12 protein-coding genes and 1 riboswitch are annotated in these 13,213 nt (G+C 45.4%); of the genes, 4 read left to right on the forward strand and 8 right to left on the reverse strand.

Annotated features, from left to right (window positions below; genetic code table 11):
* Positions 1-42 precede the first annotated feature (42 nt).
* Genes P2W76_RS15510 through P2W76_RS15520 form a run of 3 tightly spaced genes read left to right on the forward strand, consistent with a single transcriptional unit; the run spans position 43 to position 2,618 of the window.
* Positions 43-978 carry a homoserine kinase gene (locus P2W76_RS15510; protein WP_276348811.1) on the forward strand — a complete coding sequence of 312 codons (936 nt, stop codon included), beginning with the start codon at positions 43-45 and terminating at the stop codon, positions 976-978.
* Entirely contained in the window at positions 978-2,285 is a 1,308-nt protein-coding gene (gene thrC, locus P2W76_RS15515; protein ID WP_276348812.1) for a threonine synthase, read from the forward strand. Before P2W76_RS15510 ends, thrC begins: the two co-directional genes overlap by 1 nt.
* 60 nt (positions 2,286-2,345) lie before the next feature.
* On the forward strand, positions 2,346-2,618 hold the full coding sequence (locus P2W76_RS15520) for a (2Fe-2S) ferredoxin domain-containing protein (protein WP_276348813.1): 273 nt from the start codon (positions 2,346-2,348) through the stop codon (positions 2,616-2,618).
* A 41-nt stretch (positions 2,619-2,659) separates the two neighbouring features.
* On the opposite strand, the gene P2W76_RS15525 is transcribed toward P2W76_RS15520, so the two are convergent.
* The 7 genes from P2W76_RS15525 to murQ all read right to left on the reverse strand — a co-directional run bounded on the left by P2W76_RS15525 (position 2,660) and on the right by murQ (position 11,183).
* Positions 2,660-3,901 (reverse strand): VCBS repeat-containing protein, encoded by a 1,242-nt coding sequence (locus tag P2W76_RS15525; protein WP_276348814.1) that lies wholly within the window; start codon positions 3,899-3,901, stop codon positions 2,660-2,662.
* 81 nt (positions 3,902-3,982) lie between these two features.
* The gene (locus P2W76_RS15530) at positions 3,983-4,510 is read right to left on the reverse strand and encodes a ferritin (protein ID WP_276348815.1); all 528 of its coding nucleotides are present in this window, start codon (positions 4,508-4,510) and stop codon (positions 3,983-3,985) included.
* A gap of 86 nt (positions 4,511-4,596) precedes the next feature.
* Positions 4,597-4,953 (reverse strand): hypothetical protein, encoded by a 357-nt coding sequence (locus tag P2W76_RS15535; protein ID WP_276348816.1) that lies wholly within the window; start codon positions 4,951-4,953, stop codon positions 4,597-4,599.
* A 76-nt stretch (positions 4,954-5,029) separates the two neighbouring features.
* Complete coding sequence (metH, locus tag P2W76_RS15540; protein WP_276348817.1) at positions 5,030-8,704, reverse strand: methionine synthase; 3,675 nt, start codon at positions 8,702-8,704, stop codon at positions 5,030-5,032.
* 139 nt (positions 8,705-8,843) lie between these two features.
* Positions 8,844-8,944: riboswitch (SAM riboswitch) on the reverse strand.
* A gap of 42 nt (positions 8,945-8,986) precedes the next feature.
* Positions 8,987-9,721 (reverse strand): Bax inhibitor-1/YccA family protein, encoded by a 735-nt coding sequence (locus P2W76_RS15545; protein ID WP_276348818.1) that lies wholly within the window; start codon positions 9,719-9,721, stop codon positions 8,987-8,989.
* Positions 9,722-9,754: 33 nt separating this feature from the next.
* Positions 9,755-10,321, reverse strand: a complete 567-nt coding sequence (locus P2W76_RS15550; RefSeq protein WP_276348819.1) for a hypothetical protein — start codon at positions 10,319-10,321, stop codon at positions 9,755-9,757.
* 37 nt (positions 10,322-10,358) lie between these two features.
* On the reverse strand, positions 10,359-11,183 hold the full coding sequence (gene murQ, locus P2W76_RS15555; protein WP_276348820.1) for an N-acetylmuramic acid 6-phosphate etherase: 825 nt from the start codon (positions 11,181-11,183) through the stop codon (positions 10,359-10,361).
* A gap of 195 nt (positions 11,184-11,378) precedes the next feature.
* On the opposite strand from murQ, the gene P2W76_RS15560 reads away from it, so the two are divergent.
* Positions 11,379-12,992 carry a S41 family peptidase gene (locus P2W76_RS15560; RefSeq protein WP_276348821.1) on the forward strand — a complete coding sequence of 538 codons (1,614 nt, stop codon included), beginning with the start codon at positions 11,379-11,381 and terminating at the stop codon, positions 12,990-12,992.
* A 1-nt stretch (position 12,993) separates the two neighbouring features.
* On the opposite strand, the gene P2W76_RS15565 is transcribed toward P2W76_RS15560, so the two are convergent.
* Positions 12,994-13,200 (reverse strand): hypothetical protein, encoded by a 207-nt coding sequence (locus P2W76_RS15565; RefSeq protein ID WP_276348822.1) that lies wholly within the window; start codon positions 13,198-13,200, stop codon positions 12,994-12,996.
* Between the last annotated feature and the right edge of the window lie 13 nt (positions 13,201-13,213).

Raw genomic sequence — 13,213 nt, forward strand, 5'->3', positions numbered from 1 at the left:
CTGGGCAGAGGCGCTACATCCATCTGACAGAAAAAATTAATAATGAATAGATCAGTTAAAGTTTTTGCTCCCGCTACCGTTGCAAATGTTGTTTGCGGTTATGATGTCCTGGGTTTCGCCGTCGATCAGCCAGGCGATGAAGTGATCATGCGTTTGAAGGATGAGCCCGGGGTAACAATAACAAAGATCAGCGGAGATGACGGGCGTTTACCTTATCACCCTGCGAAGAACACCGTCAGTGTGAGTGTGCAACATTATCTCGAACACATCGGGCGGCCCGATGTGGGCGTGGAGATCGAACTGTTTAAGAAAATGCCAATCGGCAGTGGTCTTGGCTCTAGTTCTGCCAGTACCGTTGCGGGGCTTTTTGCGATAAATACCCTGATGGGTAGCCCTTTGACCCAAATGGATCTGGTTCCTTTTGCGATGAAGGGCGAGGAAATGGCGTGCGGGACAGGACACGCTGACAATGTAGCTCCCGCATTGCTGGGTGGATTTGTGCTGATCAGGAGTTACGAGCCTCTGGATATCATCAAGCTGCCTTATCCTGAGGAGCTTTATTGTTCGATCGTATTTCCTCACGTTGATGTTCCAACGCGCGACGCAAGGAAGATCATCCGCAGTAATGTGCCGCTTAAAGATGCGGTGGTACAGTGGGGGAATGTTGCTGGCTTGGTTAGCGGATTATTCCTGAAAGATATCGATCTGATATCCCGAAGTATGAAAGACGTGATCGTTGAGCCTGTAAGATCGATACTTATTCCCGATTTCTACCGGTTGAGAGAAATAGCGATGGAAAACGGTGCTCTGAGTTTTGGTATCTCCGGCTCCGGGCCATCTGTCTTTACTTTTACCAGGAACGCGGACGATGCCCGGATTATAAACGAAAAGCTACAAAAGCATTTCCTTTGGCTGGATACTGAAAGTATTGCTTACCATTCTCCAATCAATTCCAAAGGCCCAATAATACTAGACTAATGCAACTTTACAGTACCAATAACAAAGACCTCCGGGTTTCATTTAAAGAAGCCGTTTTTAATAGCTTGCCTGCCGACAGGGGTTTATATATGCCGGAAACCATCCCGGTATTGGATCCTGGCTTCATTAGAGATTTACACCTGTATAGTTTGCCTGAAATTGCATTTACAGTAGCTAAGAATATTCTTAATGACGATATTCCTGACAGCGACCTGAAGAGGATTATTGACGATGCCATAAATTTTGAGGCTCCGGTAGTCAAGTTGGACGAGAATATCCAGGTTCTTGAGCTCTTTCACGGGCCTTCACTGGCTTTTAAAGACTTCGGCGCCCGGTTTATGAGCAGGGTGATGAGCTACTTCCTCGAAGCAGGAGAGAAAGAGTTAAACGTATTGGTTGCGACCTCCGGCGATACCGGTGGTGCCGTTGCACTGGGCTTTCTGGGGGTGCCTGATACCCGGGTTACCATATTATACCCTAAAGGAAAGGTGAGTCCGATACAGGAACTGCAACTGACTACGAATGGTCAGAACATCCGTGCAATAGAAATTGAGGGAACATTCGATGATTGTCAGGCTTTGGTTAAACTGGCATTTAACGATCCTGAGCTTAAAGCCAGGTTCCGCTTAACTTCCGCTAACTCGATAAATATATCAAGGCTGATCCCGCAGACGTTCTATTATTTTAATGCTTATGCACAATTACAGCGTCAGGGAAAACATGAGGTGATATTCTCCGTGCCAAGCGGTAACTTCGGTAACATCGGTGCGGGCTTCCTGGCCTGGAAAATGGGCCTGCCGGTAAAGCAGTTCATTGCTGCTACAAATATAAATGATACGGTTCCTGCGTTCTTAAAGAGTGGTGTATATCAGGCTAAGCCTTCGGTTCAAACCTATTCAAATGCCATGGATGTGGGCAACCCGAGTAACTGGGTAAGGATCATGGATCTTTTTGAAGGCGATAGTTCAGAACTTAAACAGTTGTTAACAGCGTATACGTTCACCGATGAAGAAACTCTGAAAGCTATCGAGGAGGTTTATCACGAACAGGCTTATATCATGTGCCCTCATACTGCGATTGCCTGGCTGGCATCCAGGCAGTGGTTAAGAGACCATAACGATGAAACTGCTGAACTGGTATTTCTTTCAACTGCACACCCATGTAAATTCCCGGATATTTTCCCTGAAGCGATAGCATCCAAGATCGTTGTTCCTTCCCAGGTACAGGAACTTGAAGGACGGGAGAAACTTGCTGTTAGTCTGGGTAAGGACTTTGAAGGGTTTAAGGGGTATTTGTTGAGGGGATAGGATCGGGAAGTCAGGCAATGCCCACTCAAACATTTCCCGAAATTTCGTATTTTACTTAATATGAGTAAATTTTCGATTCCTGAAAACACCATCTACATTTGCCAGGGCAGTAAGTGCTCCAAGCGGGGGAGCAGGGAATTGTATAAGAATCTTAAGCAATACCTCAAGAGTAAAGGAGTGAAGGACGATATTGAGCTGATTGTTACAGAATGCACTGACAGGTGTAAATATGCACCGGTTCTTGCCGCCCAGCCATCAAATATCTGGCTAAAAGAGTACACGGCTAAAGATGTTGTCAAATTAGTGGAAGACATTTTAAAGAAGAAAGTCTGAGGTCTGACTGGATTTCCGGCCTCTGGCTTCCGCATCGGACCTCAATTATTTTCCTTGCCAAGCAACAGCCTGGCCTGCGTACCCCAGCCACCTATAAATACATCATTAATACCATCCTTGTTTACGTCGCCTATACAAATACCCCACGACCGCCCTTCAGTGCCTTCAGGAATAACTTCTGTGCTGACGTCGGTGAACACGCCATTACCATTGTTGCTATAAGCCCGTATTTTATCCGGACTGAATCCCGGGATCTTAACGGCGCTTAGTAAAATGTCTTCGTCGCCATCGTTGTCAAAATCGATCACATTAGCTGCATAGGTAGAAAATTTGTTTGATGGCATCCGTTTACCTGTCTCATCCTTGAATACGCCTTTTCCGTTATTTATTAGCAGGCGGGTTTGCGGGTCTTTTTCCCATTGCCCACCGTTATTTGTTAGGTTGGCAAATAGAATATCCTTGTCGCCGTCACCATCCGCATCAAATAATACAGATTCGCGGGTATGCAGAGGTACAAGCAGCTCGAGCTGAGCTGCCCGCTCTGTGAAGACACCCTTACCGTTGTTGAGGTATAACCTGTTCGGTGGAATTTCATTCCCTATAATCATATCGAGATCTCCGTCACCATCAAGGTCTGCAAGCTTTATATCCTGGGTTGAGTCATTTATTTGCGGAATATTTGAGGATGTAGCATCTGTAAAGCTGCCGGGTTTTCGCCTGTTATTAAGCCAGAGGAAATCCTGGCCCTTCGACCCTGAGTTGCCAACAAGAATATCCGGAAGGCCGTCTCCATTTACGTCGCCGACAGCCAGGCCATTTCCCTCGCTTTTTGCCGGCAGGTAATCACTCAGGTCACGGAACGTGCCGTCACCATTACCCAAATATAATTCAGGCGTTTGATCGTCTTCTGCAACAAAAACGGCATCTAGCTTGCCATCATCGTTGAAATCCGTAAGCCGGACATGTTCTGAATCTGCCTTGATCCCACGGAATATACCCTCTTTCCAGGTAAATTTTCCTGAGCCGTCATTCAGGTATAATCTGTTTACATCATTTTCTACCGCTATAACGATGTCAAGGTCGCCATCCATATCTACATCCCCAAAGGCAGCATCAAGAGAATGAAGTTTGGGCGCCTGGGGCAGGTGAGTTGCCGTTACGTCATTGAAATACGCAGTAGAATTAGCTGAGGGGGTTTGGGTTGAAGGGATGCAGGCTATATAAGTTCCAAGCACTACGATGGTTCCTGCAAAAACATAAGCATAAGTTGGGATAGTCTTCATGTTTTCAGGTTGAATGGTTAACCTAACTTACCGAAATCCATAGAATAAAAAAGGCCGTCGTTTCGGACAGCCTTTTGCTTTTTATTCAGCAGAATATTTAATATTCCCGATGTTCTTATCAATATCCCAGTAGCCTGTGCCCTGTTCTCCGATAACCTCGAACAGTTCGAGGGCCCGGCGTGCCACGTATTCTTCTTCGCGTTGTTCTCTCAGGAACCAGTTAAGGAACTCAAGGGTTACATAGTCCTGCTCTTTATGGCACCTTGCAACTATATTCTTAAAAGACTGAGTAATGGCGATCTCCTGGTCAAGGGCATCTTCAAATACTTCGCGGAATGTGCTCCAATCGTTTTTTATATTGGTGACTTCAGGAGAAACTGAGGTTCCTCCCATATCCAGAATGTACTTGTAAATTTTCAGCTGGTGCTCTCTTTCTTCATTCGACTGTTTGAAGAAAAAATCTGCCGACCCGTCGAAACCATTGCGGTCGCACCAGGATGCCATTGATAAATATATAGATGAAGAGTGGGCTTCCTTTTTAACCTGCTGATTTAACAGAGCCTCTATTTCAGTAGACAGAAGGCTTTTTATACGCATCAAATCTTTCATAACCAGTTATCTTTTTGTGTATAAACAAAACTAAAGATAATAAGTTGCAGATAAGTTGATTAAAAGTAATATGTAGTTAATCTAAATTAAGACATGACCAGGCGGTCAAGGCAATCGGTAATGATGTGATTTAAGCCGAACATGGCGAAAGCACCGTCAAGAATCTCTTTAAGATAGATAATTTCAAGGCCGGAAAGTACAAAACAATTATCCTTGATCAGGATGATCTCGATATCTGCATGCTCTATAAGCGTACACATATGGCCCAGGTCCACTTTGTCTATAATCTTCTTCAAATCGTTTAACGAAGAAAAACTAAGCCGCGACGTTTTACCTGAGAAATTAAGATAGAGGCAATTCTCAACATCAGATTGATAGATGCCACCCCTGGAAGTAATGAATACTTCTATTAAATCGGCTGTGATAATATGCTGTTCTGACATGAGAGTACAAAGATCACATTATTTAGAAGCAATCCAAATAAATTTGATAAAATATTTATCTGGATTGCTCTGTCAGCTAGTAACTAAGGTTTGGACTCAGCCATCTTTCCACATCCTCTAATGGCATTCCTTTCCTAACCGCATATTCCTCGACCTGGTCTTTCTCTATCTTACCGAGACCAAAGTAGCGGGATTGCGGGTGGGCGAAATAGAAGCCGCTTACAGCTGCAGTGGGATACATTGCATAACTTTCTGTAAGGTAGATGCCGGTGGCATTTTCTGCATCCAGGATTTCAAACAGGGTCGCTTTTTCGGTGTGATCGGGGCAGGCAGGATAGCCTGGTGCAGGGCGTATTCCAGCATACTTTTCTTTTATCAGTTCCTCATTGGAAAGTGCTTCGTCTTTCGAATAAGCCCAGTATTCTTTACGGACCATTTCGTGCATCCTTTCTGCAAAAGCTTCCGCCAGGCGATCGGCAAGGGCCTTAACCATGATACTGTTGTAATCATCATAGTTCTTCTCATACTGAGCGACGAGTTCATCCACACCAATTCCCGCAGTTACGGCAAAACCGCCCCAATAATCAGGTATGCCCGATTCTTTAGGAGCAACAAAATCGGCCAGGGCATAATATGGTTCCCCCTCAGGTTTTTCAGCCTGCTGGCGAAGTGTATGAATAGTTTTATAAACTTTCGTTCTTGTATCGTCCGTATAAAGTTCAATATCGTCACCTACAGAATTTGCAGGCCAGAAGCCTATTACGCCGTTCGCGCGCAGGGACTTGTCTTTGAGGAGTTTGTCAAGTAAAGTCCTCGCTTCGTCATACAGCTTCTTCGCCTCAACCCCCACAAACTTATCATCGAAAATCTTAGGGAAGCTGCCCCTCAGTTCCCAGGTATGGAAGAATGGAGTCCAGTCAATATACGGAACCAGTTCATCCAGCGAGAAATCAGCAAATATCTTTGTGCCTGTAAATGCCGGCTTCGGGGCTATTGATCCGTTAAGATCAATCCGGAAACGGTCGGCTCTTGCATCGGCGATGCTTTTAAAGCGCTTATCAGATTTCTTGCTTAAGTGAGCTTCCCGTGCTTTAGTGTATTCGTTATGAATGGTGGAAATGTATTCTTCTTTATTTTCATCGCTCATCAGGGTACTGCAAACGGTAACACTTCTTGAAGCATCAAGAACATGGACAGTTGCGCCGGAGTAGTTAGGAGCAACTTTTACAGCTGCATGTATGCGGGAAGTAGTTGCACCACCGATGATCAGGGGAATTTTAAATCCTTCACGTTCCATCTCTTTTGCAAAGTGAACCATTTCGTCCAGGGAGGGAGTAATCAGTCCGCTAAGGCCAATAATATCGACATTTTCTGCCCTTGCTGTTTCGATGATCTTTTGAGCTGGAACCATTACTCCCAGGTCTATGACCTCGAAATTATTACAGGCAAGAACAACACCCACGATATTCTTTCCGATATCGTGAACATCCCCTTTAACAGTCGCCAATAGTATTTTTCCGGCGTTCTTACGCTGGCTGCTGTCCACATTATCAAGCTTTTCCTGTTCGATAAACGGCAGAAGGTAGGCTACGGCCTTTTTCATTACCCGGGCAGATTTCACTACCTGCGGAAGGAACATCTTGCCCTGGCCGAACAGGTCGCCAACAATGCCCATGCCATCCATTAGCGGTCCTTCTATGACTTCCAGCGGCTTAGGATATTTCTGCCTGGCCTCTTCAACATCATCGTCAAGGTAGTCGATAATACCTTTAACCAGCGAGTGTGAAAGCCGTTCTTCCACAGTTCCCTTACGCCACTCCTCGTCCTTCACCATCACCTTGCCCTTGGTTTTAATGGTTTCAGCAAACTCTACCAGTCGCTCAGTAGCGTCCGGCCGGCGGTTTAAAAGAACATCCTCAACCAGTTCAAGAAGGTCCTTGGGGATCTCTTCATAAACCTCGAGCATGCCCGCGTTCACGATACCCATATCCAGGCCTGCCTTAATCGCATGGTAAAGGAATGCCGAATGCATGGCTTCACGAACCGTATTATTGCCTCTGAAAGAGAATGAGATGTTACTTACACCACCGCTTACTTTAGCAAGAGGCAGGTTCTGTTTAATCCATCTCGTTGCTTCAATAAAATCTACGGCGTAGTTGTTATGTTCTTCCAGTCCGGTAGCTACCGTAAGGATATTAGGGTCAAAAATGATATCCTGCGGCGGGAAGTTGACTTCGTTTACCAGGATGTCGTAAGAACGTTTACAGATCTCTTTTCTTCGTTCCAGTGAATCCGCCTGACCCTCTTCATCAAAGGCCATTACCACTACTGCTGCTCCGTACTGAGCTATTTTTCTAGCTGAAGTTTTAAAGGCTTCTTCGCCTTCCTTTAAAGAAATTGAGTTTACTATCCCCTTGCCCTGTAAGCACTTCAGCCCCGCTTCGATGACCGTCCATTTCGAAGAATCGACCATGATGGGGAGTTTTGAGATATCAGGCTCGGAAGCGATCAGGTTCAGGAACTTCACCATAGCGGCTTCGGAATCGATCATCCCTTCGTCCATATTGATATCGATGACCTGAGCACCGCCCTCTACTTGCTGACGGGCAACAGAAAGTGCTTCTTCAAATTCACCGTTTAATATGAGTTTTGAGAATTTCGGTGATCCGGTGATATTAGTCCGCTCCCCAATGTTCGCAAAGTTGGTTTCAGGAGTGAGGGTAACCGCTTCCAGTCCGCTAAGACGAAGGAAAGGTTCCGGTGTCGGAGGGACACGCGGAGGGAACGTTGCTGCTTTTTCAGCGATCTTCCGGATATGTTCCGGGGTTGTTCCGCAGCAGCCGCCAACGATATTTACGAATCCATTTGCCATGAAATCTTCCACCAGGTGGGCAGTTTCATGCGGCAACTCATCATAAGCCCCGAACTCGTTCGGAAGGCCCGCGTTTGGATAAGCTGAAATATAACATCCGGCCTTCTGAGATAACTCTTCAATATGAGGGCGCATGTCTTTTGCACCCAAAGCACAGTTTAACCCTATACTTAGCAGGTTTGCATGTGTCAGTGAATTTAAAAAAGCTTCAACTGTTTGTCCGGACAGGGTACGGCCGCTGGCATCGGTGATTGTGCCTGAGATCATGATTTCTATCTTTCTGCCAATCTCGTTCTCGTAGTTTTTAGCAGCAAACAGTGCAGCCTTAGTGATCAGGGTATCTGTGATAGTTTCGAAAAGAAGTACATCAGCTCCTCCGTCAACCAGACCCTTGATCTGCTCATAATAAGCATCAACCAATTCGTCAAACGTCACGGCACGGAAGCCGGGGTCATTTACGTCGGGCGACATGGAAGCCATTTTCGTAGTGGGGCCTAATGCTCCTGCAACGAAACGTGGCTTGTCTGGGTTCTTTAATGTGAATTCCTGTGCAACTTCTTTTGCAATCCGTGCGCCCTCATAGCTCATCTCGTAGGAAAGGTCTTCCATCTGATAGTCGGCCATAGAAATGCGCTGCGTGCTGAACGTGTTTGTTTCTATAATGTCTGCTCCCGCTTCAAGATATTTGGCATGAATAGCCTTAATAACGTCCGGGCGGGTTATATTCAGAAGGTCATTATTGCCCCTTACATCGCAGGGATGGTCTTTAAACCTCTCTCCGCGAAAATCTTCTTCCGTTAGCTGATAAGCCTGGATCATGGTACCCATTGCACCATCAATAACCAAAATGCGTTTTTGTAGTTCTTCTCTAATGCTCATACTATATTTTGATACGAGATACAAAACATAAGAAGCGAGAAGACAGGTGACCAGCTTTCAAAGTCCGCTGTGTCAATCTCATCTCTCGTCTTTCGTATCTCAAAAGCTTATCTTCGAAAAGTCGGTATGCTTTGACTTTCACTTATCTGTTCCGCCGGAGGCGGATAGAATGTAGCACCTTGTTAGCACAGGTTGCTAAGACTTCGCAGGGTCTAATCCCTCCGTCTTTCTGAATAAGCAATGCAAAGGTGGGTGATTTTTTGGTGAAATGCAAGTGCCTAACTACTTCCGTCCTCCAAAAAGACGGAGCAGCATGATAAACAAATTAATGAAGTCAAGGTAAAGCGTCAAGGCTCCCATGATCACCATTTTGCTGGCCGATGCATCGCCATACTCGATACCGGCAGCGATGCGTTTGAGGCGCTGCATGTCGTAAGCCGTGAGGCCTACAAACAGAGCTACTCCAATGAAGCTGATAATATAATCTAACTGGCTGCTGCCCAGGAAGAAATTGACAACGCTTGCTATAATGATTCCCACCAGGGCCATCATCAGGATAGCGCCGAATTTGGTGAGGTCTGTTTTTGTTGTATAGCCGGCTACTGCCATTACTGCAAAGAGGACTGATGCCGAGATAAAACACCCGATTACAGAAGCAGAGGTGTACACTAACAGGATATAGCTCAAACTAATTCCGGTTGCCGCAGAATAAAGTACGAATACTAGCGCCAGCATGGGAAATGAAAGCCGGTTCAGGCCGAAAGACATGAGAAGAACAAAGGCAAGAGGTGCAAACATAGCTATTGTACCCAGACCGGTCCTGCTACCGCTAACCGGGTCAACGAGTAAGCTCAGCAGGGCTGCATCCGTAGAAAAGAAATAGGCGAAGCCTGCAGAAAGCCCTAAAGCAATGAACATCCACAGGAAAACATTGGGAAGGAAATTGCTGGAAGTTATTCCTCCTTCGCGCATAGAATGGTTTTGGCTCCACTGGTAGCTGTCTCTGATCTCTGACATGATTCTGATTTTTCTAAATTTATCGAAATTAACTCAATTTAACCTTTTACCCAACTCTTGCTCCACATTTTTGAATAACTGCAGGGGTTTTACATTCCTCCAGTTCATTTCGTCGAGCTTGCCGCCGAAATTGATATAGTAATCAATATTATTACGCTTGAACTCACTGATAACATGTTCCCGGAAGTTGATCCCCGCAATCCAGCCCTCATCAGCGTCCTGGAACCATTCTTCATAATAGCAGTCGTCTGACGAGTGAAAGTTCAGGACATTCTCTCCGATAAGGATGAACTTCGTAATCCCATCGGTCACCATCAGGTCGAGAATTTCGCGCTTCAGGGTCATGATGTCATTATTCAGTGCGTCATTCCATTCGCCAATAAATTCAATGACTGTATAACCCCGGTCGTAATCCACATAAAGAACTTTTAAATACAATGTCTGGGAGCCAAAGAAATCCCATTGCGGATGAATAAGATAATTGTAGATCTGCTTATCGAATTCAAACTCATTGTACTTCGTGTCGAAGAAAGGCGAACGGGGATCTTCAGCCGCAATGTAGTCATCACGCCACCTGTAATATGGTTCTATATCATGCATTGCCTTTTACTCCTGAACGAAGAAAGCTAAGTTGTTCTTATGCAAGATCCATGTTATTTTTAGGCGCATTATCTATGGCCTTGCGAACACTTCCATATTTATCCAGCAATTGCTGAGCGGTTTCCTGGTCCAGGTTGGTTGATTGCATTACCATGTTTACGGCACGCCCAACAAGTTTATTGTTAGTCATCTGCATATCAACCATCTTATTCCCCTTTACCCTTCCGAGCCGGATCATGGTAGCGGTACTGATCATGTTAAGCACAAGTTTCTGGGCCGTTCCGGACTTCATCCTGGTTGAGCCGGTTACAAACTCAGGTCCGACTACAACCTCTATGGGATACCTCGCTTCAGCAGCGATGGCGCTGTTTTCATTGCAGACGATACATGCGGTTTCCAGGCCTTCTTCATTGGCTTTGCGTAACCCGCCGATAACATAAGGGGTGGTTCCCGATGCTGCAATACCGACTACAACATCTTTTTTATTAATGTTGTACTGCTGAAGATCCGTCCACGCCTGTTCCATATTATCTTCTGCATTTTCAACTGCTTTTCTGATCGCAGTATCACCACCGGCTATAATCCCTATGACCATATCAAAAGGTACGCCGTAAGTAGGAGGGCATTCCGATGCGTCGAGCACACCCAGCCGGCCGCTGGTACCTGCACCTATATAGAACAGACGTCCCCCGTTGCTGATCTTCTCTACGATCACATTCACTACCGTTTCAATAGCTGGTATAACCTTTGCTACTGCATAGGGTACTGTAGTATCTTCCTTATTTATTCCGTGCAGCAATTCTGCAACAGACATTTTTTCAAGATCATTATAATTTGAATCCGCCTCGGTCGTTCTTTTCATTTTCTAAAATTAATGTCGCTAAAATCGGAATATTATCCAATAGCTTAAAATATTAATAGAGCTAATATACATTCATCAACCGATTTGATCAGAAAAACGTAAAGAATGTAAGAATATTTGAATAATATGGTGCAAAGATAGTGTTAAACGCACATTAAGCTAGTAACTTTACGTTCTGTTTTCGTAGTAAATCAAATGGGATCTTTTACCAGGAAAAATTTATGGGTGGCCGCAGGCTATACCGCTGTATTGGTGGCTGGGCTCTTCCTGGGGCCTAAACTTGCAACCGAGGACCGGAATTCCAGGAACGGCTCTTTCCTGCCGTTTGGTTTGGGGAACCGTGCGGGTAAAGTAGAGCAGGTCATCAAGATCATCAATGATAATTATGTCGATTCTGTAAAGATCGATACGGTGCAGGATATGGCCATCCAGGAGATTTTAAGGCATCTGGATCCGCACTCCGCTTATCTTGGGCCTACAGAAGCCCGTCAACTCACAGAAGATCTTGACGGTAATTTTGACGGCATCGGCATCGAATATTATATCCTCAACGATACTTTGCTGATAACCTCGGTAAATCCAGGCGGGCCGGCGCATAAGGCTGGTCTCAAGCACGGCGACAAAATCCTGGCGATAAACAGGCAGCCGGTATCAGGCATCCGTATAACGGCTAAAAAAGTAGTTGAGCAGATACGGGGAAAAAAGGGCACACCGGTAGAGATCCTGGTAAAGCGAGATACCACCAGGAAGAACTTCAGTGTACTCCGCGAAAGAATAACGATAAGCAGTATAGATGCGGCTTACCTGCTGAACGAGCAGACCGGTTATATAAAGATCAGCAAGTTTGGTGCACGAACTGATGAAGACTTCCTTGAAAAACTGCAGAAGCTGCAAAGGCAGGGAATGAAATACCTGGTGCTCGACCTTCGGGATAATGGCGGCGGCTATCTGAGTGCTGCTACCGGCCTGGCGGATGAATTCCTTGGGGATAGTCAACTCATCGTTTATACACAAGGGCTGCATGAACCACGGACGGATTACTTTGCCAGTTCAAAAGGTAGTTTTGAAGACGGAAAGCTTGTTGTGCTGATCAATGAAAACACAGCTTCGGCCAGTGAGATTGTGGCCGGGGCAGTGCAGGACCTTGAACGTGGCACGATCATAGGACGCCGTTCTTTTGGGAAGGGTCTTGTGCAGGAGCAGTTCGATTTTGGCGACGGGTCTGCGCTTAACCTTACAATTGCCAGGTATTATACTGCCTCGGGAAGGTCTATTCAAAAATCCTATAAAAAAGGAAATGATGCCTATTATAACGAAGTAGGCGAGCGCTATAAAAACGGGGAGGTTGTGTCGGACGGCAAAAACCTGGCTGATACACTTTATGATAAGAAGAAAACCTTTACCACCAAATCCGGAAAGATACTTTACGGCGGCGGGGGTATTATGCCTGATATTTATGTTCCCGCAGATACCAGCGGATACAACGGAACTTACCACGCCCTGGCATCAAAAGGGGTAATGAACGACATGGTATTTAACCATCTCGTCAAGGACGGCCTGAGGTTTAGCTCTACCGAAGAACTGGTGAAAAGCTTTAAGCTTACAGAACCCGATGTCAAAAAGATCATTCAGCTGGCAGCAATAAAAAATGTCAGGGTAAACGAAAAGCAAATAGAATTATCCAGAAAGGAGATCGAAGCCCAGATCAGGGCCCTATTCGCCCGGTATTATTTTGGAGATGAAGGGTATTACAAAGCCTTAAACTTTGGCGACCAGGCCATCGCCCGGTCGCTGGAAGTTTTGAAATAGCTTATTTGTTTGTTGTGTCAACTACGGCGCTATCCGCATTTAATGAATCAACACTTAACGTATCGGCAGCCATAGCTGAATTTAAAATTGAATCAGCTGCAGCTGCTGCTGCGATAGAATCCTGTTTTTCTTTTTCTTCTTTTTTGACGCTGTTACAAGAAACTGCAACCATCGCTACTGCGAACAAGGTAAAGATCAATTTTTTCATATTTATTGTTTTT

This window comes from Daejeonella sp. JGW-45 (assembly GCF_029360805.1).
In the GTDB taxonomy this organism is placed as follows: Bacteria; Bacteroidota; Bacteroidia; order Sphingobacteriales; family Sphingobacteriaceae; genus Daejeonella.

What these genes read in the sequence shown, in the direction of transcription:
- P2W76_RS15550 (WP_276348819.1), bottom strand. Translation starts at nt 10,321, where the DNA reads ATGCATGATATAGAACCATATTACAGGTGGCGTGATGACTACATTGCG.
- metH (WP_276348817.1), bottom strand. Translation starts at nt 8,704, where the DNA reads ATGAGCATTAGAGAAGAACTACAAAAACGCATTTTGGTTATTGATGGT.
- P2W76_RS15565 (WP_276348822.1), bottom strand. Translation starts at nt 13,200, where the DNA reads ATGAAAAAATTGATCTTTACCTTGTTCGCAGTAGCGATGGTTGCAGTT.
- murQ (WP_276348820.1), bottom strand. Translation starts at nt 11,183, where the DNA reads ATGAAAAGAACGACCGAGGCGGATTCAAATTATAATGATCTTGAAAAA.
- P2W76_RS15530 (WP_276348815.1), bottom strand. Translation starts at nt 4,510, where the DNA reads ATGAAAGATTTGATGCGTATAAAAAGCCTTCTGTCTACTGAAATAGAG.
- thrC (WP_276348812.1), top strand. Translation starts at nt 978, where the DNA reads ATGCAACTTTACAGTACCAATAACAAAGACCTCCGGGTTTCATTTAAA.
- P2W76_RS15535 (WP_276348816.1), bottom strand. Translation starts at nt 4,953, where the DNA reads ATGTCAGAACAGCATATTATCACAGCCGATTTAATAGAAGTATTCATT.
- P2W76_RS15510 (WP_276348811.1), top strand. Translation starts at nt 43, where the DNA reads ATGAATAGATCAGTTAAAGTTTTTGCTCCCGCTACCGTTGCAAATGTT.
- P2W76_RS15560 (WP_276348821.1), top strand. Translation starts at nt 11,379, where the DNA reads ATGGGATCTTTTACCAGGAAAAATTTATGGGTGGCCGCAGGCTATACC.
- P2W76_RS15545 (WP_276348818.1), bottom strand. Translation starts at nt 9,721, where the DNA reads ATGTCAGAGATCAGAGACAGCTACCAGTGGAGCCAAAACCATTCTATG.
- P2W76_RS15525 (WP_276348814.1), bottom strand. Translation starts at nt 3,901, where the DNA reads ATGAAGACTATCCCAACTTATGCTTATGTTTTTGCAGGAACCATCGTA.
- P2W76_RS15520 (WP_276348813.1), top strand. Translation starts at nt 2,346, where the DNA reads ATGAGTAAATTTTCGATTCCTGAAAACACCATCTACATTTGCCAGGGC.